Below are 21,762 nucleotides of genomic sequence, written 5' to 3'. Positions count from 1 at the left end.
AATTTCCCGATATAGGTCTGATTGGCTATCGGCAGGCAGGGTGACAGCGGCGAGCCGAGTTGCTATTTCCCGCGCATTCATGACCCCGGCGCTGCGCGCCGACCCTCCCCATCGAGGGGAGGGTAGGGAGCCAACCTATGCCTGACCTGCTTCTGGAACTTCGCTCCGAGGAAATCCCCGCCCGCATGCAGCGCAAGGCTGCCGGCGATCTCAGGAAGATGCTGACCGACGGTCTGGTCGAGGCGGGCCTGACCTATGAGGCGGCGCGCGAATACTGGACGCCGCGGCGCCTGGCGCTCGACATCCGCGGGCTCACGCCGCGCTCGAAGGACATCCGCGAGGAGATCAAGGGACCCTCGACCACCGCGCCCGAGCAGGCGGTGCAAGGCTTCCTGCGCAAGGCCGGCCTTTCATCGATCGCCGAGGCCCATGTCCATTCCGACCCGAAGAAGGGCGACTTCTATGTCGCCCACATTGCGAAGCCGGGCCGGGCGGCCGAAGCAATCATCGCCGAGCTGGTGCCGGGCATCATCAAGAACTTCCCTTGGCCGAAGTCGATGCGCTGGGGGCCGGCATCGGCCAAGCCCGGTTCGCTGCGCTGGGTGCGCCCGCTGCAGTCGATCGTCTGCACCTTCGGCCCCGAGACCGAGGAGCCGGTGGTGGTCGATTTCGAGATCGACGGCATCCGCTCCGGCAACATCACCTACGGCCACCGCTTCCACGCGCCAGGCGCGATCACCGTTCGCCGCTTCGACGACTACGTGGCCAAGCTCGAGGCGGCCAAGGTCGTGCTCGACGCCGATCGGCGCAAGAAGATCATCCTGGCGGACGCGCGCAACGTCGCCTTTGCCAACGGCCTCGACCTTGTCGAGGACGAAGGCCTGCTCGAGGAAGTCTCCGGCCTGGTCGAATGGCCGGTCGTGCTCATGGGCGAGTTCGAGCAGGATTTCCTCACCATTCCGGCCGAGGTCATCCGCCTCACCATCCGCGCCAACCAGAAGTGTTTTGTGACATCGCGCCCAATCTCCCCCCTAGAGGGGGAGATGTCGGCGAAGCCGACAGAGGGGGGCGCTGTCCCGTCGTCCTCTCAGCGCGAGGCACCCCCCTCTGCCCTGCCGGGCATCTCCCCCTCAAGGGGGAGATTGGCCAATCGCCACTCTCCAACCGCTTCGTCCTGGTCGCCAACATCGAGGCGTCCGATGGCGGCAAGGAGATCGCTTACGGCAACGGCAAGGTGGTGCGGGCGCGCCTCTCCGACGCGCTCTATTTCTGGAAGACCGACCAGGGTGATCTGCCGGACCTCGATCAACTGCAGGACTCAGCGGCGAAGTTCGGCCTGGACCTGAAGAAGCCGCTCGACCAGCGCATGGCGCGCCTCGACCACCTCAACGTGACCTTCCACGCCAAGCTTGGCACCCAGGGCGCAAGGGTCGCGCGCATCAAGCGCCTGGCCGAGGAACTGGCGCCGACGGTCGCGAAGTCGATCTCCCCCCTTGAGGGGGAGATGGCCGGCAGGCCAGAGGGGGTCGCTTCGGCTGGCGCGGCGCATTCTGGCCTTGGGAAGAAAGAGGAAGTCGGCGCTCCACGCGAGACGACCCCCTCTGTCGCCTCCGGCGACATCTCCCCCTCGAGGGGGGAGATTACCGCGCTCGTCGCCCGCGCCGCCGTGCTCGCCAAGGCCGATCTGCAGACCGAGGTGGTCGGCGAGTTTCCCGAACTGCAAGGCGCCATGGGCCGCAAATACGCGCTGCTGCAGGGCGAGGATCCATCCGTCGCGGCAGCCGCCGAGGAGCACTACAAGCCGCAAGGCCCGTCCGACCGCGTGCCGACCGATCCGGTATCGGTTGCCGTCGCGCTTGCCGACAAGCTCGACACGCTCACCGGCTTCTGGGCCATCGACGAGAAGCCGACCGGCTCAAAGGACCCCTTCGCATTGCGTCGCGCAGCTCTTGGCGTGGTCAGGATTTTGGTCGAGAATGCCATCTCCTTTTCACTTCGGCAGCAATTAGCGAATGCGTTCTTTGGACTCACATTCAACGAAGGCGCTCGGTTTTCGGCGGTATGGAAAGCCGAAGACGGAGGCGAATTCACGACAGGAGTCGGCTCGGCCCTTGACCTTCTAGATAAACGCTTTGTCGGCCTCAGTTCAGAGGTGGCTGGCTTGAACCTGGAACGTCCGGCTCCAGAGTTGATTCCCGACCTGCTCGCCTTCTTCCACGACCGTCTGAAAGTCTACCTGCGCGACCAGGGCGCGCGGTACGACCTGATCGACGCCGTCATCACGCCGCAGTCAGACGACCTTCTGCAGATTGTCCGTCGCGTCGAGGCGCTGGGCTCTTTCCTCGACAGCGAGGACGGCAGGAACCTGCTTGCCGGCACCAAGCGCGCTGCCAACATCCTGGCTGCCGAGGAGAAGAAGAAAACATTGGTCGCCGATGGCGTTGAGCCAGCGCTATTCCGCGAAGACGCGGAAAAGAAACTGTTTGCAGCGGTGAATCAGGCCGAGAAGGAAGCTGGACAAGCGATTCAAAACGAAGATTTTTCCACCGCCATGCTGTCGCTTAGCGTTTTGCGTGAACCGGTTGATTCATTCTTTGAAGGCGTTCTCGTGAATGATGAGGACCAGGCCGTGCGCGCCAACCGCCTGGCGCTGCTTGCTCGCATCCGCGCCGCCACCGACCAGGTCGCCGATTTTTCAAAAATCGTCGGCTGACGGCCCAAAAATTGCCGATCCGAAGCTGCCGCGCCTCGTAAGGCGCGGGCGCGCTTCGACAATTTCATCGCCCGAAATTTAATGCGCCGGAGCCGGCTTACGGTCATATGAAGATGACCTCCACGTGGGAGAACCAATGCATGTCGCCCAGAAGTGTGCAGCGGTTCTGGGACAACGACATGCATCAAGCAAAGACTTAAAAGCGCGTCGCCTGAATCCGTTTCAGCGTGACGCGCATTAAGACGTTCCCCAACCATGGAGGCATGCCATGAATTCCGTTCACGATACCGAATTGACTGAAGAGACCCCGGCCGCCGCCGAGGGCATCGTATCCGCTTCCGAAGGCATCCTCGACCATGCCGCCGCCGCGGCGATCGAAGCCGCGGAGCCGTCTGAAGACGACGAGGAAGAATCCCGCGACGAAGACGCCGATGCGGAAGACACTGCCTCGGACGAAGACGAGGATGGCGAGGACGGCGACGAAGACGAAGACGAAGATGATGAAGACGCCGGCGAAGCCAAGGCATCGGCCGACGACGAGGATGAAGACGGCGAGGACGACGAGTCCGACGATGATGACAAGGAAGAAGCGGCCTGAGCCGTTCGCCGCTTGAAAGGAAAGAGGGACGACGCGGCAGGCGTCGCCCCTTCTTTGTCGGTCCTCACGGGCTGCCGCGTGGTCAGCCTACATTGCCTTGCTGAAGCGCGGCAATATCGGGGCTTCTTGCGGTTGAGCTTGTGGTTGGGCTTGCGGCTGCGTCTGGTCGTCTGGCGCCTCCGCCGTCGCGGCGGCCTTTTTGTCGGTCGCTTTGGTGTCGCCGTTGGGAGCAGCCGCGGCCGTGCCGTTCGGAGGTGTCGCCGCAGCCGGCGCGGTGTCGTTTGCCGGTGTCGCGGCCGCGGGCGCGGTGGACTTGGCTGAGGCGGTCGCCGCTGGCGTCGCGGGGGCGCCGCCGACGGTGCCGCCGCGAATGATCATCGGCGCCTGCGCGTGTCTCTGCCCGGATTTCTCCGGGATCGCGGCCACCTTCTCATCGGTGACGGCTGGCACCGGCTCGCCGAGCGCCACCACGGATGGCGTGGAAGCCGCGGAGACCTTGCCGGGCTCGATCGCGGCCGGCCTGACCACGGATGGCGTCGATGTCGAAACGCCGAGCACCACGATGGACGAAGCCTGCGCCGGACCGGCCGTCGCCAAAAGGCCGATACCGACCGTTGCCAGAGCGATTCCAGGAAATGTGTGTAACGGCTGGGCTCGGCGACTTCGCCGTAGCCAGCCATGCGGAATTGCGTCAAAGCAAGGCATACGCATCACGATAACTCCCCGAGCCCAACAACCGGAAATCCGCAGCCTAGTGACGGCCAATTGATGCCGGCTTGCATCGAAACTTAACATTTTAGGGATTGATAAATCGCCAATACCCGCCCTTGCCCCTCGTTCCATGCCGTATTACGGGACCGGCGTGTTCAGGAACGGTGGTGAATTTGGCTGAGATACTTGCCGTCGGCGAGGCGATGGAGCGGGCGCTGGCGCTGCTCGAAGGCGGCGATGTCGTCGCCATCCCGACCGAGACCGTCTACGGGCTGGCGGGCGACGCCACCAACGGCGTTGCCGTGGCGCGTATCTTCGAGGCCAAGGGCCGCCCACGCTTCAATCCGCTGATCGCCCATGTCGCCGATCTCGCCATGGCAAGCCGCATCGCCGACTTCGATCCGCTATCGGCGAAACTGGCCGAGACCTTCTGGCCGGGCCCGCTGACGCTGGTGCTGCCGCAGCGCGCGGAAAACGGCATCCATCCGCTGGTCACCGCGGGGCTGGACACCATCGCGCTGCGCATGCCCAGGGGCTTCGGCGGCGAGCTGATCGCGCGGCTCGGCCGGCCACTCGCCGCGCCCAGCGCCAATTCCTCCGGCAGGATCAGCGCCACGACGGCGGAAGCCGTGGCCGCCGATCTCGGCGAGAGGATCAGGCTGGTGGTCGATGGCGGCGCGACGCCGGTCGGTCTGGAATCGACCATCGTCAAGATCGAGGGCGGCAAGCTGACGCTGCTGAGGCCTGGCGGCATTGCCGCTGATGAGATCGAAGCCGTTGCCGGGATAAAACTGCTGCGCGGCGCCGCCGGCATCGAGGCGCCCGGCATGCTCGCCTCGCATTACGCGCCGGGCGCAGCGATGCGGCTCAACGTCGGCAAGATCGCCAGCGGCGAGGCGCTGCTCGCCTTCGGCCGAGATCGCGCCGAAGGCTGGCAGGATGCGGCCGCGGTGCGCAATCTTTCCGAGGCGGGCGATCTGCGCGAGGCGGCCACGAATCTGTTCGCCTATATGCAGGCGCTCGACCGCAGCGGTGCCGCCGTCATCGCCGTCGAGCCGATCCCGCAAGACGGCCTGGGCGAGGCGATCAACGACCGGCTCGTCCGCGCCGCCGCCCCGCGTGACAAGATCGCCTGAGCGCCATAGGTTCTGCGCATGAACGATCTGACCGACGACCAGCCCTTCGAGCTCGATCCCGCCCTTATCGACCGCTTCGCGGCCATCGTCGGCGAGAAATACGCGCTGCGCGATCAGCCTGATATCGCGCCCTACATCACCGAGCGGCGCGGCCTCTGGCATGGCCGGACATCCCTGGTGCTGAGGCCAGGCAGCGTCGAGGAAGTGAGCCGCATCATGCGGCTCGCGACCGAGACCGGAACGCCCGTTGTGCCGCAGAGCGGCAACACCGGCCTGGTCGGCGCCCAGGTGCCGGACAAGTCCGGGCACGACATCGTGCTGTCGTTGTCCAGGCTGAACCGCATCCGCGAGATCGATGTGCTGTCGAACACGGTCACCGCCGAGGCCGGCGTCATCCTGCAGACGCTGCAGGAAGCGGCCGACGCCGCCGGCCGGTTGTTTCCGCTGTCGCTTGCCGCGCAAGGCTCCTGCCAGATCGGCGGCAATCTTTCTTCGAACGCCGGCGGCACCGGCGTGCTTGCCTATGGCAATGCGCGCGAGCTCTGCCTCGGCGTCGAGGTGGTGCTGCCGACCGGCGAAGTGTTCGACGATCTGCGCAAGTTGAAGAAGGACAACACCGGCTACGATTTGAAGAACCTTTTCGTCGGCGCCGAAGGCACGCTCGGCGTCATCACCGCCGCGGTGCTGAAACTCTTTCCCAAGCCGAAGGGCAGGGAGGTCGCCTTTGCCGGCCTGTCTTCGGCTCAAGCGGCGCTTTCGCTGTTCACCTTGGCGATGGACCGCGCCGGCGCGGCGCTCACCGCCTTCGAGCTGATCGCCAAGAGGCCTTACGACTTCACGCTTCGGCACGGGCAAGGCGTCACGCGGCCGCTGGCCGACGACTGGCCATGGTATGTGCTGATGCAGGTTTCCTCCGGCCGCTCTGAAGAGGACGGCAGGGCGCTGATCGAGGAGATTCTTTCGGCCGGTCTCGAGCAAGGCATCGTCGGCGACGCGGTGGTCGCGGCCAGCCTTGCCCAGGGCGACGCCTTCTGGAATTTCCGCGAGACGCTGCCCGAGTGCCAGAAGCCGGAGGGCGCCTCGATCAAGCACGACATCTCGGTGCCGATCGCCGCGATCCCGGATTTCATCGAGGAGGCGGCTGTCGCGGTCGCGTCCGTCAGCCCCGGCGCGCGCGTCGTCTGCTTCGGCCACATGGGCGACGGCAATTTGCACTATAACATTTCGCGCCCCGAAGGCGGCGACGACGAAGCGTTCCTCGGTCTCTACCGCCCGATGAACAACGCCGTGCACGAGGTCGTGCGCTCCTTCCACGGATCGATATCGGCCGAGCACGGCATCGGCCAGTTGAAGCGCGACGAGCTGATCGCCACCGCGCCGCCGATGGCGATCGACCTGATGCGCCGCGTCAAGGCGGCATTCGATCCGGCCGGCATCATGAATCCCGGTAAGGTTATCTGATCCTTCCAACATCTGGGGGCTGGTCGCATTCCGATAACCATCGGCTCCGATCAGCAAAATTTAACCGACTTTCTTAAGCGCGGCGGTAAGAAGCGAGCGCTAATGTTTCTGCCCATAACGAGGCCGGAAAAACCGGCCCGGAGAGAACCGGAAAACGGCCCTCAGGAGAAACAGGAAGGCATTCGATGAACACTGGACTGAAGCCAGTCTGGGCGGGGCGCAACATGCGTCTCGACCCGTTTCGCCTGCCGCAAATGGTAAGCTATGCCACGCGCGACGACTATGGCGATGTCACCTTCACCATCGATCAGCGCGGCGCCGTCATCCGCCGTATGCTGGAGATGAGCAACCTGCCGGCGATCATCGCGCTGCCCGCCAATGCGTTCCGCGGCGTCGCCGCCCGCGCCATGGAAGATCCGGACGGCAACGTCACGGTGACGCTGGAACTTCTGCACAATGATCCGATGCTTTCGGTGCCGCTTCTGGTCGCCGACGATCTCGACGACGTCGCCGCCGACTGGCGAGCCTGGGCCGACGCCTATCGCCTGCCGATGCTTTTGATCGAGGCCGACGGCATTGCCCGCACGCTGGAAGAATCGCTCGGCGCCGCCATCAAGGCGCTGCCGCCGCAGGAACGCCGCAAGGGCCGTGTCTCCAACATGCGCCGTCCGCGCTTCCTCGCCCGCCGCAGGACCGGCAATCTCGGCCTGCGGCTCGTCATCGGCGGTGAGGAGATTATCGCGCGCGAGTAATAGTCGGCTTCTCACGCTGGCGATTGGCGAAACCGCCGATGACAGCCTTCTTCTCCCCGTCACTATACGGGGAGAAGTGCCCGGCAGGGCGATGAGGGGCGGCGCCGACCTGGCATTTTGGCCACCTCAAACTCGATCCCACGCACGAGCTATATCACCGCTGCAAATTTCACCTTGCCTCCAAGGTTGGCGCTGCCCCTCATCCGGCTGCCGCCATCTTCTCCCCGCATAGTGACGGGGAGAAGGAAGGCTACACCAGCGGCTTCAGCGCCACCCACAGCGCGCCGCCGATCAGTCCCAGAAAGATCAGCCAGCCGACCTGGTTGTTCGATTTGAACAGCTTCAGGCATTGGTCCGGATCGTTGATGTCGAGCCGGATGATCTGGCGCGCCATATGCGCGCCGGCGGCGATCAGTCCGGCTAGCGCCGGCATCGGCACCTGCGCCGAGGCGAAGGCGATGGCGAAGCAGACGAGGGTGCCGCCATAGAGCCCGACCAGCCAGGTCTTGGTGTTGTCGCCGAACAGCCGGGCCGTCGAGCGCACCCCGACGATGGCGTCGTCTTCCTTGTCCTGATGCGCATAGATAGTGTCGTAGCCGATCACCCACAGGATCGAGCCGATATAGAGCATGATGGCGGGGCCATCGAGATCGCCGAACTCGACCGCCCAGCCCATCAGCGCACCCCAGGAGAAGGCGAGCCCGAGCACGAATTGCGGCCAGTTGGTGATGCGTTTCATGAATGGATAGACGGCGACGATGGCGAGCGAGACGATGCCGAGCGGGATGGCGAAGCTGTTGAACTGCAAGAGCACCGCCAAGCCCACCAGCGCCTGGATGACTAGGAACGCCCATGCCTGGCGGCGCGTCACCTTGCCGGCCGGCAGCGGCCGCGAGCGGGTGCGCTCGACCTGGTTGTCGATGTCCTCGTCGACAATGTCGTTGTAAGTGCAGCCGGCCCCGCGCATGGCGACGGCGCCGACAAAGAACAGCAACAGGTACCAGGGTGCCGGCAGCAGCGTCAGCAGCGGATCCGTCGGGCGCGGATAGGCGCTTGCCGCAAGGGCCGCCGACCACCAGCAGGGCCATAAGAGCAATTGCCAGCCGATTGGCCGGTCCCAGCGCGCAAGCTGCGCGTAGGGCCACAGCCAGCGCGGCAGCACCCGGTAGACCCAATGGCCGCTCGGGGCATCGGCGACGCGGCCCTGGGCCGCTTTCGACTGGATGGGTTCCATTGTGCTGGAGTGGCAGCAGCGGCAGGCGGCGTCAAGCGGCCGCGTTGTCGCTCAAGCAGTGAAAACATCGTGACTGGCGAACCACGCTTTTGCGACCTCGATAAAGGCCAGCGCCGCCTTCGGCAGGCGCTGGCGCGTATCATGGGTCAGGATGATGCGCTGCATGGGAAGCGGATCGGAGAGCGGTTTGCAGACCAGCGGCAGGCCGTCATAGCTCCTGTCGCCATGCGGCCTGGTGTAGCTCACCGCCACGCCGAAGCCGTTGGCCACCATGGAACGCTGCAGCTCGAACGAGCTCGTCGATGACTGCGCGATGGGCGACAGGCCGCGGCTGAGGAAAAGATCGAGCATATGCTGCCAGCTGTGCGGCTGGTCGGTGCTGATCAGCGGATGGGCGGCGAGATCCGCCAGGCTGACGGTCCGCTTGTCCGCCAGCACGTGACCGGCCGGCAGCAGCGCGTGCGGCCGAAGCTCATGCAGAAGGACGCGCTTGAAATGCGCCGGCAGGCCGAGATCGTAGGTCAGGCCGAGATCGATGGCGCTGTCGGCCAGTCGTCGTCCGAGCGTCTCGAAGCTCTCGTCGCGGACAATGACGGCAACTGATGGACAGCGCTCGGAGAAAGAGCGGATCAGCGCCGGCGCGAAGTAGGGCGCCAGATCCTCGAAGCAGCCGAGCACCAGCTCGCCGCCGACATCGGCCTCGCGCGATCCGAGCGCGGCCAATTCATCCGCCTCGCCTAGAACCTGCCTGGCCTTCGCCACGGCGCTGCGGCCGAACGACGTCAGCGCGATGCCGCTCCCGCGCTGACGCACGAACAGTTTTTGGCCGAGCGCATCCTCGACATTGTCGATCGCTACCGAGATCGAAGGCTGCGACACATTCAGCGCCCTGGCGGCCATGGTGACGCTGCCATAGCGCGCCACGGCGACGAGATAGCGCAACTGCGTGAGAGTCAAAGCCATAGAGTAAAACTATAAGTGAGATGAGAAGTTATTATTTTACTCGATATTGGGCGCCTGCGATAGTCGGCCATCGATCCCACGGAGAGTGCGATGGCCAACCCAAAAATCGATGCCGGAACGATTGCCGACTACCAGCGCGACGGCGCGGTCTGCATCCGCGGCGCCTTCAAGGACTGGGTCGGCGTCATCGCAGACGGCATCGAGCGCAACATGCAGAACCGCAGCGCCACCGCCTCCGACATCGCCGGCGGCAAGGGCAGCTTCTTCGACGATTACTGCAACTGGGAGCGCATCCCGGAATTCGTCAGGATCGTGCGGGAATCGCCGGCCGCCGAACTGGCGGCAGCCGTCATGCTGTCGCGCAGCGCGCAATTCTTCCACGACCACGTTCTGGTCAAGGAGCCCGGCACGCAGAAGCCGACGCCCTGGCATCAGGACATTCCCTATTATTTCGTCGACGGCAGCCAGACGGTGAGCTTCTGGATTCCGATCGATCCGGTGAAGGAGGCGACGCTCAGGCTGATCGCCGGCTCGCATAGATGGGAAAAGATGGTCCTGCCGGTGCGCTGGCTGAACGACGCCAATTTCTATGCCGGCGAAGGCGACTATCTGCCGGTGCCCGATCCCGACAACGACCCTTCGATGAAAGTGCTTGAATGGGAGATGGAGCCGGGCGACGCCATCCTGTTCGATTTCCGCACCGCGCATGGGGCGCGCGGCAACATGACCTCGGCCAGGCGCCGGGCGCTGTCGCTGCGCTGGGTCGGTGACGACGCGCATTTTGTCGAGCGGCCGGGCCGCACCTCGCCGCCCTATCCGGGCCACGACATGAAGCCCGGCCAGAAACTGCGCGAGGACTGGTTCCCTATCGTCTTCCAGAGCTGAACGGCCCTGCCTCGTCATCCACGGGCGGAGCAAGGAGCGTAGCGACGCAGCGCAGACCCGAGGATCCATGCCGTAACCTTGAAGCGTCGCTACGGTGCAGAATTCTGCTCCGTCGCTGTGCCGGGGAATTAGTTCCTCTGCACAGGGATTTTGACCAGTCGGCTCTGTTTGCGTTGGCAGATGGCATGCGTTGGACTTTGGCCGAAACGCTCTTCGCGATCGTCATTCTAGGGCGGAGCAGGAGCGAAGCTCCGTCGCGCAGACCCTAGAATCCATGCCGTTACCTTAGCCAAGGAGCGCAACGGAGCAAAATTCTGCACCGTGGCGGCGCTTCCAAGTCACGGCATGGATTCTATGGTCTGCGCGCGTCGCTTCGCTCCTTGCTCCGCCATAGAATGACGAGGTTGGGGAAGGGCTAGCCGAACGCGGGACTTATCTTATCCCTCTTGATGCGGGCCATGTTCCCGTGTGCAATCGCCACCAAAACGCCAAGACGCCTTGACCCGTCGCTCGCGGACCAATAGCGGGTTCAGGGAGACGATCAGCAAGAGGTGGCCATGAACGTTCTTCTTCTCGGCTCGGGCGGCCGCGAACATGCGCTTGCCTGGAAGATCGCCGCCTCGCCGCTGCTGACGAAGCTTTATGCCTCGCCCGGCAATCCCGGCATCGGCGGCGTCGCCGAACTGGTCAAGCTGGATATGTCCGACCATTCCACTGTGGCCGCCTTCTGCCAGGAAAAGAAGATCGATCTCGTCGTGGTCGGTCCGGAAGGCCCGCTGGTGGCCGGCATTGCCGATGACCTGCGCGCCTGGGGCATCCGCGTCTTCGGCCCGTCCAAGGCGGCGGCGCGGCTCGAGGGCTCGAAAGGTTTCACCAAGGACCTGTGCGCGAAATTCAACATCCCGACCGCCGCCTATGGCCGCTTCGGCGACCTCGCCTCGGCCAGGGCCCATGTCGAGAAGACGGGCGCGCCGATCGTCATCAAGGCCGACGGGCTCGCTGCCGGCAAGGGCGTCACCATCGCCATGACGCTGGAAGAGGCGCTCGCCGCGCTCGAGGCCTGTTTCGAAGGCGCTTTTGGCGCCGCCGGCGCCGAGGTGGTCGTCGAGGAGTATCTGACCGGCGAGGAGGCGAGCTTCTTCTGCCTGTGCGATGGCACCACCGCGCTGCCCTTCGGCACGGCGCAGGACCACAAGCGCGTAGGCGACGGCGATACCGGTCCGAACACCGGCGGCATGGGCGCCTATTCGCCGGCGCCGGTGATGACGGCGGAAATGACCGAGCGCACCATGCGCGAGATCGTCGAGCCGACCATGCGCGGCATGACCAATATCGGCTCGCCTTTCGCCGGCATCCTGTTCGCCGGACTGATGATCACCGACCAGGGCCCGAAGCTGATCGAATACAATACCCGCTTCGGCGATCCAGAGTGCCAGGTGCTGATGATGCGGCTGAAGGACGATCTGCTGGTCCTGCTCAATGCCGCCGTCGACGGCCAACTCGCGCATATGTCGGCGCGCTGGAGCGGCGAGGCGGCGCTCACCGTGGTGATGGCGGCGAGGGGCTATCCGGGAACGCCGGAGAAGGGCTCGGTCATCCGCGGCCTGGAGCAGGCGGAAGGCGAGGGGGCGGAGATCTTTCACGCCGGCACCGCCATCAATGGCGGCGCGCTGGTCGCCAATGGCGGCCGCGTGCTCAACGTCACGGCAACCGGCGCCACCGTCGCGGAGGCCCAGAAGAAGGCTTATGCGGCGGTCGACCGTATCGACTGGCCGCAGGGCTTCTTCCGCCACGACATCGGCTGGCGCGCCATCGAGCGCGAGAAGGCCGGCGCCAAGTGAATGAAAGTCTGACGCTTTTACCCAATACTCAACACGGTCATACGAGCAAGGACGCCACGGATGATTGCCGATGAAGAACTCGATCTACTACGATTGCTGCCCACCGCAGGCGACCGTTGTTGGGCGTTCAACGCCTTGCCGCAAGTGAAGCAAGAAAAATGGCGCATCTATCGACGTATCAAGTTCCTGAGCGACCATCTCGGCATCAATCCTGAGAATGCGAAGATCGAAACTTACGGCTATTTCTACAACCGAGGGAATCGCGAGGCGGCCAAGCTCAACGCGCACCCGAAGGAGGGCAAGGGCGACATATACGCCCGCCCAGACAAGTCAATGAAGCTGGTCGACGACAAGACCGTCATCGACTTCTGATCGGCCTGAAGCGGGCCGCTGACGCCGGAACTTCGCTGATCAGGCGGCCTTGCTCCTGCCGCCCTTGCGCGCCCAGGCCGGCAGCCAGTCGCCGTGAGCGGCGATGAGGTCGTCGACCAGTGACCAGATCTGGTCGAGGTCGAGCTCGGCCGCCGTGTGCGGGTCCATCATCGCCGCGTGGTAGATGTGCTCGCGGTTTTCGCTCATCAGCGCCCGCACCGTCAGTTCCTGAACGTTGACGTTGGTGCGGATCAGCGCCGTGAGCTGCGGCGGCAGCTCGCCGATATAGGTCGGCTGGATGCCGGAGGCATCGACCAGGCACGGCACTTCCGCCGCGCAGTCGAAAGGCAGCGAGGTGATGCAGCCATTGTTGCGGACATTGCCGTAGATCACCGACGGCTCGCCGGTCCACACCGAATTCATGATCGAGGAGGCGTATTCCTTGGATTGCTCGACCTCGATGCGGTCGGCCGAGCGATAGGCCTCCGCTTGGCCCTTCCAGCGCTCGATCTGCTCGATGCAGCGTTTTGGATATTCGTCGAGCGGAATGCCGTATTTCTCGATCAGGTCGCCGCGCCCGTCCTTGATGAAATAGGGCGTGTATTCGGCGAAATGCTCCGAGCTTTCGGTGACGAAATAGCCGAGCCGGGTCAGCATCTCGTAGCGCACCTTGTTCGGGCAGCGCGGGTTCCAGCCCGGCTTCGGCGCCCGCCCTTCGCGATAGGCGCGGACGAGATCCGGATAGAGGTCGCGATAGGACCCGTCCGGCTGGCGATGCTCGAACTTGAGATAGAAGGCCATGTGATTGATGCCGGCCGAGCGGTAGCGGATCTCCTCATAGGGAAGGTCGAGATCGTGCGCCAATTCCATCGCCGTGCCCTGCACCGAATGGCAGAGCCCGACCTGCCTGATCGTGGGGTACTTCTCGGCGATCGCCCAGGTGTTGATCGCCATCGGGTTGACATATTGCAGCATGATCGCTTCCGGGCAGACGGCGAGCATGTCCTCGCAGATCTTCCACAGATGCGGCACGGTCCTTAAGCCCCGCATGATGCCGCCGACGCCGAGCGTATCGGCGATCGTCTGGCGCAGGCCGTATTTCTTCGGCACCTCGAAATCGGTGACGGTGCAAGGCTCGTAGCCGCCGATCTGGAAGGCGACGACGACGAAGTCGGCGCCGGAGAGCGCCTTGCGCTGGTCGGAATAGGTCTCGGCCTTGGCCTTCACGCCGAGCGTCGCGATCAGCTTGTTGACGACGATGGCGCTTTCTTCCAGACGTTGCGGGTTGATGTCCATCAGCGCGATCGTCGCGCCCGACAGCGCCGGCCGCTGCAGCACGTCGCCGACGATGTTCTTCATGAACACCGTCGAGCCGGCGCCGATGAAGGTGATCTTGGGGTTTCTTGCCACTGTGAGCCTCCGGCACTTTTCTAAGCCACGTCGAAAGCGGCCCTGACAAGCCGTTCGGTGTAGGCGGTCTTGGGATTGGTGAGGACCTCGTCGACGGGGCCCTGCTCGACGATCTTGCCGTGCTGCATGACGATGACGCGGTGACACAGCGCCCGCACCACCTTGAGGTCGTGCGAGATGAAGAGATAGCTCAGGCCGCGCTCGTCCTGCAGCTTGCGCAACAGGTCGATGATCTGCGCTTGCACCGAAAGGTCGAGCGCCGATGTCGGCTCGTCGAGCAGGATGAATTCCGGCTCCAGCGCGATGGCCCGCGCGATCGCGATGCGCTGCCGCTGGCCGCCGGAGAATTCATGCGGAAACCGCGACAGGATATCGCCGGGCATGCCGGCGCTGACCAGCGCTTCGCGCACCCGCTCGATGCGCTCGCGCCGTGTCGCGCCTAACCTGTTGACCACCAGCCCTTCCTCGATGATCTGGCCGATCGTCATGCGCGGGTTGAGCGAAGAGAACGGATCCTGGAAGACGATCTGCATGCGCGAGCGCAGCGGCCGCATCTCGGCCCGCGACAGGCTCTCGATCGGCTTGCCGTCGAAGCGGATTTCGCCGCGCTTGGCGTCAAGCAGCCGAAGCAGCGCCTGGCCGAAGGTGGTCTTGCCGGAGCCGGATTCGCCGACCAGTCCGAGCGTCTCGTGGCGGCAAAGCTTCAGGTCGAGGTCGTCGACGGCGACCAGTTCGCGCCAGTCGGGCTTGAGGAAGTTGCCGTGGCGCAGCGTGAAGCAGACGCGCACGCCATTGGCCTCCAGGATGGTGCCGGAGCCCTCGGGCAGCGCTTTCGGCCGTCCGCGCGGCTCGGAGGCGAGCAGCCGCTGCGTATAAGGGTGCTGCGGATCGGCGAAGAGCCGTTCGGTGACGTTGTGCTCGCGCATCTCGCCATGCTGCATGACGTAGACGTAGTCGGAGAACTTGCGCACCACGGTCAGGTCGTGCGTGATCAGGATCACCGCCATCCGCAGTTCCTTCTGCAGGTTGCGGATCAGGTTCAGTATCTGCGCCTGCACCGTGACGTCGAGCGCCGTCGTCGGTTCGTCGGCGATCAGCACGTCGGGCTCGTTGGCCAAAGCCATGGCGATCATCACGCGCTGGCGCTGTCCGCCGGAGAGCTGATGCGGATATTGCTTGAGCCGCGCTTCCGGCTCGGGGATTTGGACATGCCGCAAAAGTTCGAGCGCCCGCGCCCAGGCTTGCCTGCGGCTCACCTTGCGATGCACCCTGATCGCCTCGACGATCTGGCTGCCGACCGTGTAGATCGGGTTCAGCGAGCTCATCGGCTCCTGGAAGATCATCGAGATGCGGTTGCCGCGCAGCTTGCGCCGGGCGCGCTCGGAGAATTTCAGGACGTTCTGCCCGTGATAGTCGACGCTCGACCGCGCCGAGACCGTCGCCCGCCGCGACAGCAGCCCCATCACGGTGCGCGCCGTCACCGATTTGCCGGAGCCGGATTCGCCGACGATCGCGATCGTCTCGCCGCGATAGAGCTGGAACGAGACGTCCTTGACCGCCTCGACGATGCCGTGCTCGACCTTGAAGGCGACCTCGATGTTGCGGGCGTCGATGACGGGCTGGTCATGGCGGCCATTGTGATCGTGCCTGACGGCTGGAGCGAAGGATTCGGCTAGCGCGACGGTTGTCATCCAACCACCTCAATAAGGATCGACGGCATCGCGCAGGCCGTCGCCCAGCGCGTTGAAGGCAAAGACGGTGACGAGCACGAAGCCGACCGGCGACAGGATCCAGGGATAGGTGCCGATGACCGAGTAGGTCGCGGTGTCCTGCAGCATCAGGCCCCAGGAGATCAGCGGCGGCTTCACCGCAAAGCCGAGGAAGCCGAGGAAGGATTCCAGAAGCACCACAGTCGGGATCGCCAGCGTCACGGCGACGATCACGTGGCTCATCACATTGGGGAAGATGTGCTGCATGATGATGCGCCGGTCGGTGGCGCCGACCGCCATGGCGGCGCGCACATAGTCGATCCGCGCCAGCGCCAGCGTCTTGCCGCGCACCTCGCGCGACATCTGCGCCCAGCCCAGCGCCGACATGACGATGATGACGAAGGCGAGGAAGACGTTGGTCGGCGCGGTGACCGGTATCAGCGTCGTCAGCGCGAGATAGAGCGGCAGTTGCGGGAAGGCGAGCACAAGCTCGACGAAGCGCTGCGTCCAGACGTCGAACCGGCCGCCGAAATAGCCGGAGGCCATGCCGACGCTGGTGCCGATGACGGTGATGATGAAGACGACGGTGAGCGCGATCATCAGCGAGACGCGCGAGCCATGGATGGCGCGCGACAGCACGTCGCGGCCGAACTTGTCGGTGCCGAGGAAATGTACCGGCTGGCCGTCCATCGAGCCGAAGAAGTGCCGGTTCGCCGGGACGAGCCCGAGGAGCTTGTAGGGCGCGCCCTCGACGAAGAAGCCGAGCAGGCGCGGATGGTCATAGTCGGGGCCGAGGATCGGCTGGAAGGTCACCGGGTCGAGGTCGGTCGATTCTGCCAGCGCATAGATCCTGGGACGCGCGATGAAATTGCCGTCCTTGTCGTGGAAGCTTGGCACCTCCGGCGGCGCGAAGGCGATATCGGTCGCCTTAGGGTCCAGAGGCGCCAGGAATTCCGCGAAGACCGCCATCAAAAGCAGCAGCACGACCAGGCAAAGTCCGGCCATGCCGGTCCAGGAGCGCTTCAGCCGGCGCCAGACCAGCGCGATGTAGCTTTCATTGCCGTGCGCGGGCTCAGCAACGGCGACGCCTTCGGCCGGCATTGGTGGGGGTGAGGGATCGCGCGCCAGCATCTAACGCTCTCCGAACTGGCGCACGCGCGGATCGAGCAAGGCGAGCAGCATGTCGGCGATTATGTTGCCGACGATCAGCGTTGCCGACAGCACCATCATGAAGGTGGCCGTCACATAGACGTCGCCCACCGCCATCGACCCGACGATCGCGGGGCCGACGGTCGGCAGCGCGAAGATGATCGCAGTCTCGATCTCGCCGGTCAGCATGTAGGGCAGCACCACGCCCTGATACATGACCAAAGGGTGCAGCGCGTTTGGCACGGCATGGCGCATGACGACGGCGCCGCCGGTCAGACCCTTGGCCTTTGCCGTCTCGACATATTGGGCGTTGAGCGTGTCGAGCAGGTTGCCGCGCATGACGCGCATATTGTAGGCGAGCCCGCCGAAGGTCGCGATCGCCACGACCGGCCAGACATGCTTGACGAGGTCGACGAATTTCGCCCACGACCATGGCGCGCCGCCATATTGCGGCGAGAAGAACGAGCCGATCTCCGACACGTTGAACTGGAAGACCAAGAGATAGACGATGATCAGCGCCATCAGGAAGCGCGGCACCGTCATGCCGAGGAAGGAGATGGCCGAAAGTGTGGAGTCGATCCAGGAATATTGCCGGGTCGCCGCCCATATGCCGAAGCTTATGCCGAGCACCGAGGCGAGCAGGTGGCAGACCAGCGCCAGAAGCAGCGTGCGCGGCAAGCGCTCGCCGACCACGTCGGCAACCGGCTTGTTGTAATAGAGGCTATAGCCGAAATCGCCGCGGGTGACGATGCCGCCGATCCAGTTGAGATACTGGACGGGCAGCGGCTTATCGAGGCCATGCTCCTTCCGATAGGCCTGCGCCTGCGCTTCGGCCTCGGCGTAGGAGGCTCCGCCCTGGTTGATCAACTGCGAGCGGATATAGTCGGCATAGTCGCCGGGCGGCGCCTGGATGATGGCGAAAGTGACGAGGCTCAAGATGGCGAGGACGGGAAGCGCCGACACTATGCGCATGAGCAGGAATCGCAGCATGGACGGTCCGCTTCCTTTGTCTGGCCGGTCGCTCCCTCGGGTGCGTTCGGAGGTTCTATTTGTCCGGCCGCGCCGCGGCGCGGCCGGACGTCTCTTCGTCAGGGAGGTAAACCTTACATCGGACCCTTGTCACCCGGTTTGCCGGGGAGCTCTTCCGGGTACAATTCATACTTGGCCTGCTTGTCGGCCGCGACGAAGATGCGTTCGCGGACGATCGAATCCTCGGCCCAGTTGAACATGAAGATCGGCGTTCCCTGCGGGATGTTCGAGAAGCGCTTGTTGATGATCAGCGCGCCCGGATATTCCGTCAGGCCGACATTGTAGACGTTTTCCGTCGAGATCTTCTGGAATTGCCTCATCAGATCCGCGCGCTGGTCGTTGTCCTGCGTCGTGACGAACTTGTTGACAATGTCGACGAGGTCCTTCTCGAACGGCATCAGATCGACTTCGCCGCTTTCCGGCGCGCGATGGTTCCAGCTGGTTTTCGGGCCGACGGGAGCGAGTTGCTCCGTGTTCTGCACGACTGAGGTGAGCTCCTGGTCGTTGCGCCGGATCAGCCAGTCGAAGCGGCCGGAATATTGGATCGCGTCGCGCTGCGTGCCGTTGACCCCGTTGAGCACGACCCTCAAGCCCAGTTTCTCCATCTGCGCCACGACGCCTTCGGCAAGGCTCTTGTCGGTGGTGTAGTCGTTGTTGACCAGCATCACGATCTCGACATTCTTGCCGCCGGCGGTGCCGGCCAGGAAGTTCACGAAGGGATAGTAGACGGTCGACTTGCGGTCATAGAAGCTGGTGCCGGAGGAGAAGCCGCCGGGATAGATGGCGGTGAACGGTCCCTTGACCAGCGAATCGCCGAGCGCCTTGCGGTCGACCGCCATAGTGACGGCCTTGCGGAAATCCTCGTTGCGGTTCAATTCGCGGATCGCCTGGCCGCGCTCGTCCGGGTTGCCCCAGCCATTGGCGGAAAAGTTCATACGCAGATTGTAGCCGATCAGTCGCGGGCCGAAGGCGAGGCGCGCAGGTGCATTCTTGTCAGCCGCGCGCTTCAGCGAGGCGACGAAATTCTCCGGTTGTTCGAGGTTGGAAAAGTCGCCCGAACCCGCCACAGCCTGCACGTCTCGATCGGCCCAGGTCGAGAGCTTGTATTGCAGCTCGTTGAGATAGGGCAGCTGGTTGCCCTTCTCGTCGACCTTCCAATAGTAGGGGTTGCGGCGCATCACGATGATGTCGTCCGGCCGGTATTCGACCGGCACCCAGGCGCCCATTACCGGCAGGTTCATGTATTCCGGCGGGAAGGCGTTCTTGAACTGGTCGTAGGTGTTCTTCGAATATTTCGGATGCTGCGGCTTGAGGATATGCGCCGGGCCGGGGCAGAAGGTGCCGTAGGCCATCGCGTAGAGATACTGTCGCGGGAAGGCCTCCTTGAAGGTCCACTCGACGGTGTAGTCGTCGACTTTCTTGAGCGTCGTGCCAACGCCGAAGGTTTCCGGTGTCGCGCCGTTGAGCGGCGAGACGTTCGGATCGACCACTTCGTCGTCCCAGTAGAACATGACGTCGTCGGCGTTGAAGGGCACCCCGTCCGACCATTTGGCGCCTTCGATCAGATGCATGGTCAGCTTGTGGCCGTCGCTCGACCAGTCCCAGCTCTTGGCAAGGTTCGGCAGCGGCTCGGTGTCCTTCGCCTCGACCTGGAACAGCGGCGCCGTGCGCGTCAGGCATTCGGAGAGGCCGATATCGATGCCGCCCCAGCCTTGCGTCTGGCCGGCGCCGTAGTTCCAGCCCTCCGGCCGGCCGCCGATGACATGGCGCATCGTATCGCCATAGACGCCCGTGCCGTCCGTCATGTTGGCGGTTTTGAAGACCAGCGGCTCCTTCGGCAGCCTGTCCTTCACGGGCGGCAGCTTGCCGGTCTTGACGTATTTCTCCGTCACCCAGTCCGGCTCGTGATATTCGGGCAGCGCCTTGAACTCCAGGATGGAGTCGCGCGCCACATAGTGGATCTTGCCCTCGGCCGGAAACGTCGCCGGCTCGGGCGGGATCGTCGGCTCGGATGCGAAGGCGTGTGCCGGAACGGCAACGCTCAGCGCCAGTCCGGCGGCAAAGCCAATTTTGCGTAAGGTCCTCATCGTCTCCTCCCAGTTGTTTGGACGCCTGCTGCTGCCCGCCTCTTGTTCTGGACGGCTGATTTGGCGGACGTGCCTCCTGCACGTGCGCCTGCCATCTCAGCCGGCCTGTTTGAGTGCCGCCTTTTCGGCGCGCAATTCCTCGATCGAGCGTACGCTTCGCCGCGCCGCGCCCGCCCATTCGCGTGTCTTGACCTTGGATTTCGAAAGCCGCTCCTTTGCTGCCGGAACGGCATCTGCGTATTGGGGCAGCCAGGCGGCCTGGGCGACGACCATCTCGTCCACCATCTGCCAGACCTCCTCCGGCGTCGACACCGCGCCGACCAGCGGGTCGTGCAGCACCGCGAGCTTCAAGAGGTCGATGTCGCCGGCGATCGCGGCATGCACCGCCATTCTCTGCACGTTGATCGAGGCCATGCAGGTGGCCGCGCACGCCTCCGGCAGCGTGATGCCCGCGGCCATGTTGATGCCGAAGCGGTCGACGAAGCCGGGCGATTCGATGATGGCGTCCTGCGGCAGGTTGGCGATCACGCCGTTGTTCTTGACGTTGAAATGGCCGCGATAGACGCGGTTGGTCTCCAGCGCCTCGAGGATGTGGCTGGCATGCTCGTTGGAGCGCTTGGCCGGGTCGATCGGCTTCGACGCCGCTTCGAGGAATTGCGGATATTCCGTCTCGAACCAGTTGCGGGTTTCGGTCGAGTAGCGCAGATAGCCGCCCGTCTCGCCATGGATCCAGTCCGACATGTCGATCCAGCGCGTGATCTCGTCGGGGCGCTTGCGGTACCAGGGCAGATATTCGGATAGGTGGCCGTTGCTTTCGGTCGAATAGACCCCGAAACGCTTCAGCACGTCGATGCGAAGCTTCTCCTGTTTCGAATAGACCGGATGGGCCTCGAAGGCGGCGACCAGCTCGTCCTTGCCGATCGGCCGGCCGTTCAGCCGCAACTCGATGAACCAGGTCTGGTGGTTGATGCCGGAACAGACATAGTCGAGCTCCTTGGGCGACTTGGCGCCGAGCACTTCGGCGATCTGTTCGGCGCCGTGCTGGACGCCGTGACAGAGCCCGACCGTGTCGACCTTGCCGTATTCGATTGCTGCCCAGGTGTTCATCGCCATCGGGTTGGCGTAGTTGAGGAACCTGGCGCCGGTTTCCGCGACCTCGCCTATGTCCTTGCAGAAGTCGAGGATCACCGGAATGTTGCGCTGGCCGTAGAGGATGCCGCCAGCGCAGATCGTGTCGCCGACGCATTGGTCGATGCCATATTTCAGCGGGATGCGGATGTCGTCGGCATAGGCTTCGAGGCCACCGACGCGCACGCAGCTGATGATGTAGCGCGCCCCCTCCAGCGCCTGGCGGCGGTTCGTGGTCGCCGTCACTTTGGTCGGCAAATTGTTCGCTTCCACGATCCTGTCGAGGATCGCCTTGATCATCCCGAGATTGTGCTCGCTGACATCGGTCAGCGCGAATTCGATGTCCTTGAACTCCGGGACGCATAGAATGTCGGTGAACAGCTTCTTGGTGAATCCGACGCTGCCGGCGCCGATAATAGCGATTTTGAAGCTCATCACCTTCACCTCGATCCAATCAAATGCTAGGCAAGGAGCAGCAAGGGAGGATATGGCCGCCGCCCAACGGCGTGCGTGCCATTCAAGCCGGAAATCCGGCTTTTTCTCCTCCCGCCCGCTCCTCGACCGCGGGTCTTTCGCGTTCTGAG

General features: G+C 64.2%; 16 protein-coding genes and 1 pseudogene. 8 read left to right on the top strand and 9 right to left on the bottom strand.

From position 1 onward, the window contains the following. Positions 1-137 precede the first annotated feature (137 nt). Positions 138-2,713: pseudogene (locus tag EJ071_RS32460) on the top strand (glycine--tRNA ligase subunit beta). Between the two features lie 268 nt (positions 2,714-2,981). Further along, positions 2,982-3,311 (top strand): ATPase, encoded by a 330-nt coding sequence (locus EJ071_RS32455; protein ID WP_126101503.1) that lies wholly within the window; start codon positions 2,982-2,984, stop codon positions 3,309-3,311. An 87-nt stretch (positions 3,312-3,398) separates the two neighbouring features. Here the strand turns inward: EJ071_RS32455 and EJ071_RS32450 are convergent, their stop codons facing one another. Then, a complete protein-coding gene (locus tag EJ071_RS32450; RefSeq protein ID WP_126101502.1) occupies positions 3,399-3,908 on the bottom strand; it encodes a hypothetical protein in 510 nt (169 codons plus the stop codon). A gap of 287 nt (positions 3,909-4,195) precedes the next feature. Between EJ071_RS32450 and EJ071_RS32445 the strand changes: the two genes are divergently transcribed. The 3 genes from EJ071_RS32445 to EJ071_RS32435 all read left to right on the top strand — a co-directional run bounded on the left by EJ071_RS32445 (position 4,196) and on the right by EJ071_RS32435 (position 7,371). Continuing rightward, entirely contained in the window at positions 4,196-5,158 is a 963-nt protein-coding gene (locus tag EJ071_RS32445; protein WP_189521585.1) for an L-threonylcarbamoyladenylate synthase, read from the top strand. A gap of 18 nt (positions 5,159-5,176) precedes the next feature. Continuing rightward, complete coding sequence (locus EJ071_RS32440; protein ID WP_126101501.1) at positions 5,177-6,619, top strand: FAD-binding oxidoreductase; 1,443 nt, start codon at positions 5,177-5,179, stop codon at positions 6,617-6,619. A gap of 185 nt (positions 6,620-6,804) precedes the next feature. Next, positions 6,805-7,371, top strand: a complete 567-nt coding sequence (locus EJ071_RS32435; protein ID WP_126101500.1) for a DUF6101 family protein — start codon at positions 6,805-6,807, stop codon at positions 7,369-7,371. A gap of 250 nt (positions 7,372-7,621) precedes the next feature. Here EJ071_RS32435 and ubiA read toward each other — a convergent pair whose 3' ends face one another. Then, positions 7,622-8,605, bottom strand: coding sequence for a 4-hydroxybenzoate octaprenyltransferase (gene ubiA / locus EJ071_RS32425; protein WP_126101498.1), 984 nt, complete (start codon positions 8,603-8,605; stop codon positions 7,622-7,624). A gap of 51 nt (positions 8,606-8,656) precedes the next feature. Beyond that, positions 8,657-9,568 carry a LysR family transcriptional regulator gene (locus tag EJ071_RS32420; RefSeq protein ID WP_126101497.1) on the bottom strand — a complete coding sequence of 304 codons (912 nt, stop codon included), beginning with the start codon at positions 9,566-9,568 and terminating at the stop codon, positions 8,657-8,659. A gap of 90 nt (positions 9,569-9,658) precedes the next feature. On the opposite strand from EJ071_RS32420, the gene EJ071_RS32415 reads away from it, so the two are divergent. From EJ071_RS32415 to EJ071_RS32405, 3 genes are all read left to right on the top strand, one after another. Further along, positions 9,659-10,453, top strand: coding sequence for a phytanoyl-CoA dioxygenase family protein (locus tag EJ071_RS32415; protein ID WP_126101496.1), 795 nt, complete (start codon positions 9,659-9,661; stop codon positions 10,451-10,453). A gap of 557 nt (positions 10,454-11,010) precedes the next feature. Next, a complete protein-coding gene (purD, locus tag EJ071_RS32410; protein ID WP_126101495.1) occupies positions 11,011-12,294 on the top strand; it encodes a phosphoribosylamine--glycine ligase in 1,284 nt (427 codons plus the stop codon). A 60-nt stretch (positions 12,295-12,354) separates the two neighbouring features. Continuing rightward, entirely contained in the window at positions 12,355-12,666 is a 312-nt protein-coding gene (locus EJ071_RS32405) for a hypothetical protein (protein ID WP_126101494.1), read from the top strand. A gap of 39 nt (positions 12,667-12,705) precedes the next feature. On the opposite strand, the gene EJ071_RS32400 is transcribed toward EJ071_RS32405, so the two are convergent. From EJ071_RS32400 to EJ071_RS32375, 6 genes are all read right to left on the bottom strand, one after another. Continuing rightward, the gene (locus EJ071_RS32400) at positions 12,706-14,076 is read right to left on the bottom strand and encodes an alpha-glucosidase/alpha-galactosidase (protein WP_126101493.1); all 1,371 of its coding nucleotides are present in this window, start codon (positions 14,074-14,076) and stop codon (positions 12,706-12,708) included. Between the two features lie 20 nt (positions 14,077-14,096). After that, positions 14,097-15,767: an ABC transporter ATP-binding protein gene (locus EJ071_RS32395; protein WP_126101492.1), complete on the bottom strand. Its 1,671-nt coding sequence runs from the start codon at positions 15,765-15,767 to the stop codon at positions 14,097-14,099. 9 nt (positions 15,768-15,776) lie between these two features. Further along, complete coding sequence (locus tag EJ071_RS32390) at positions 15,777-16,916, bottom strand: ABC transporter permease (RefSeq protein WP_126101491.1); 1,140 nt, start codon at positions 16,914-16,916, stop codon at positions 15,777-15,779. Next, positions 16,917-17,924: an ABC transporter permease gene (locus tag EJ071_RS32385; protein WP_126101490.1), complete on the bottom strand. Its 1,008-nt coding sequence runs from the start codon at positions 17,922-17,924 to the stop codon at positions 16,917-16,919. It abuts the gene before it with no gap. A gap of 113 nt (positions 17,925-18,037) precedes the next feature. Next, positions 18,038-20,050 carry an ABC transporter substrate-binding protein gene (locus tag EJ071_RS32380; RefSeq protein WP_126101489.1) on the bottom strand — a complete coding sequence of 671 codons (2,013 nt, stop codon included), beginning with the start codon at positions 20,048-20,050 and terminating at the stop codon, positions 18,038-18,040. A 96-nt stretch (positions 20,051-20,146) separates the two neighbouring features. Next, positions 20,147-21,613: an alpha-glucosidase/alpha-galactosidase gene (locus EJ071_RS32375; RefSeq protein WP_126101488.1), complete on the bottom strand. Its 1,467-nt coding sequence runs from the start codon at positions 21,611-21,613 to the stop codon at positions 20,147-20,149. Positions 21,614-21,762 lie beyond the last annotated feature (149 nt).

The sequence above is a fragment of the Mesorhizobium sp. M1B.F.Ca.ET.045.04.1.1 genome, assembly GCF_003952465.1.
Taxonomy (GTDB): domain Bacteria; phylum Pseudomonadota; class Alphaproteobacteria; order Rhizobiales; family Rhizobiaceae; genus Mesorhizobium; species Mesorhizobium shonense.
Note: the sequence above shows the minus strand (reverse complement) of the source record. Positions and strands in the feature narration are given on the sequence as shown.

Bases quoted from the DNA above. Each gene is read 5' to 3' on its own strand.
- EJ071_RS32455 (WP_126101503.1), top strand. From the start codon at position 2,982: ATGAATTCCGTTCACGATACCGAATTGACTGAAGAGACCCCGGCCGCC.
- EJ071_RS32375 (WP_126101488.1), bottom strand. From the start codon at position 21,613: ATGAGCTTCAAAATCGCTATTATCGGCGCCGGCAGCGTCGGATTCACC.
- EJ071_RS32440 (WP_126101501.1), top strand. From the start codon at position 5,177: ATGAACGATCTGACCGACGACCAGCCCTTCGAGCTCGATCCCGCCCTT.
- EJ071_RS32435 (WP_126101500.1), top strand. From the start codon at position 6,805: ATGAACACTGGACTGAAGCCAGTCTGGGCGGGGCGCAACATGCGTCTC.
- purD (WP_126101495.1), top strand. From the start codon at position 11,011: ATGAACGTTCTTCTTCTCGGCTCGGGCGGCCGCGAACATGCGCTTGCC.
- EJ071_RS32395 (WP_126101492.1), bottom strand. From the start codon at position 15,767: ATGACAACCGTCGCGCTAGCCGAATCCTTCGCTCCAGCCGTCAGGCAC.
- EJ071_RS32390 (WP_126101491.1), bottom strand. From the start codon at position 16,916: ATGCTGGCGCGCGATCCCTCACCCCCACCAATGCCGGCCGAAGGCGTC.
- EJ071_RS32380 (WP_126101489.1), bottom strand. From the start codon at position 20,050: ATGAGGACCTTACGCAAAATTGGCTTTGCCGCCGGACTGGCGCTGAGC.
- ubiA (WP_126101498.1), bottom strand. From the start codon at position 8,605: ATGGAACCCATCCAGTCGAAAGCGGCCCAGGGCCGCGTCGCCGATGCC.
- EJ071_RS32415 (WP_126101496.1), top strand. From the start codon at position 9,659: ATGGCCAACCCAAAAATCGATGCCGGAACGATTGCCGACTACCAGCGC.
- EJ071_RS32385 (WP_126101490.1), bottom strand. From the start codon at position 17,924: ATGCTGCGATTCCTGCTCATGCGCATAGTGTCGGCGCTTCCCGTCCTC.
- EJ071_RS32420 (WP_126101497.1), bottom strand. From the start codon at position 9,568: ATGGCTTTGACTCTCACGCAGTTGCGCTATCTCGTCGCCGTGGCGCGC.
- EJ071_RS32405 (WP_126101494.1), top strand. From the start codon at position 12,355: ATGATTGCCGATGAAGAACTCGATCTACTACGATTGCTGCCCACCGCA.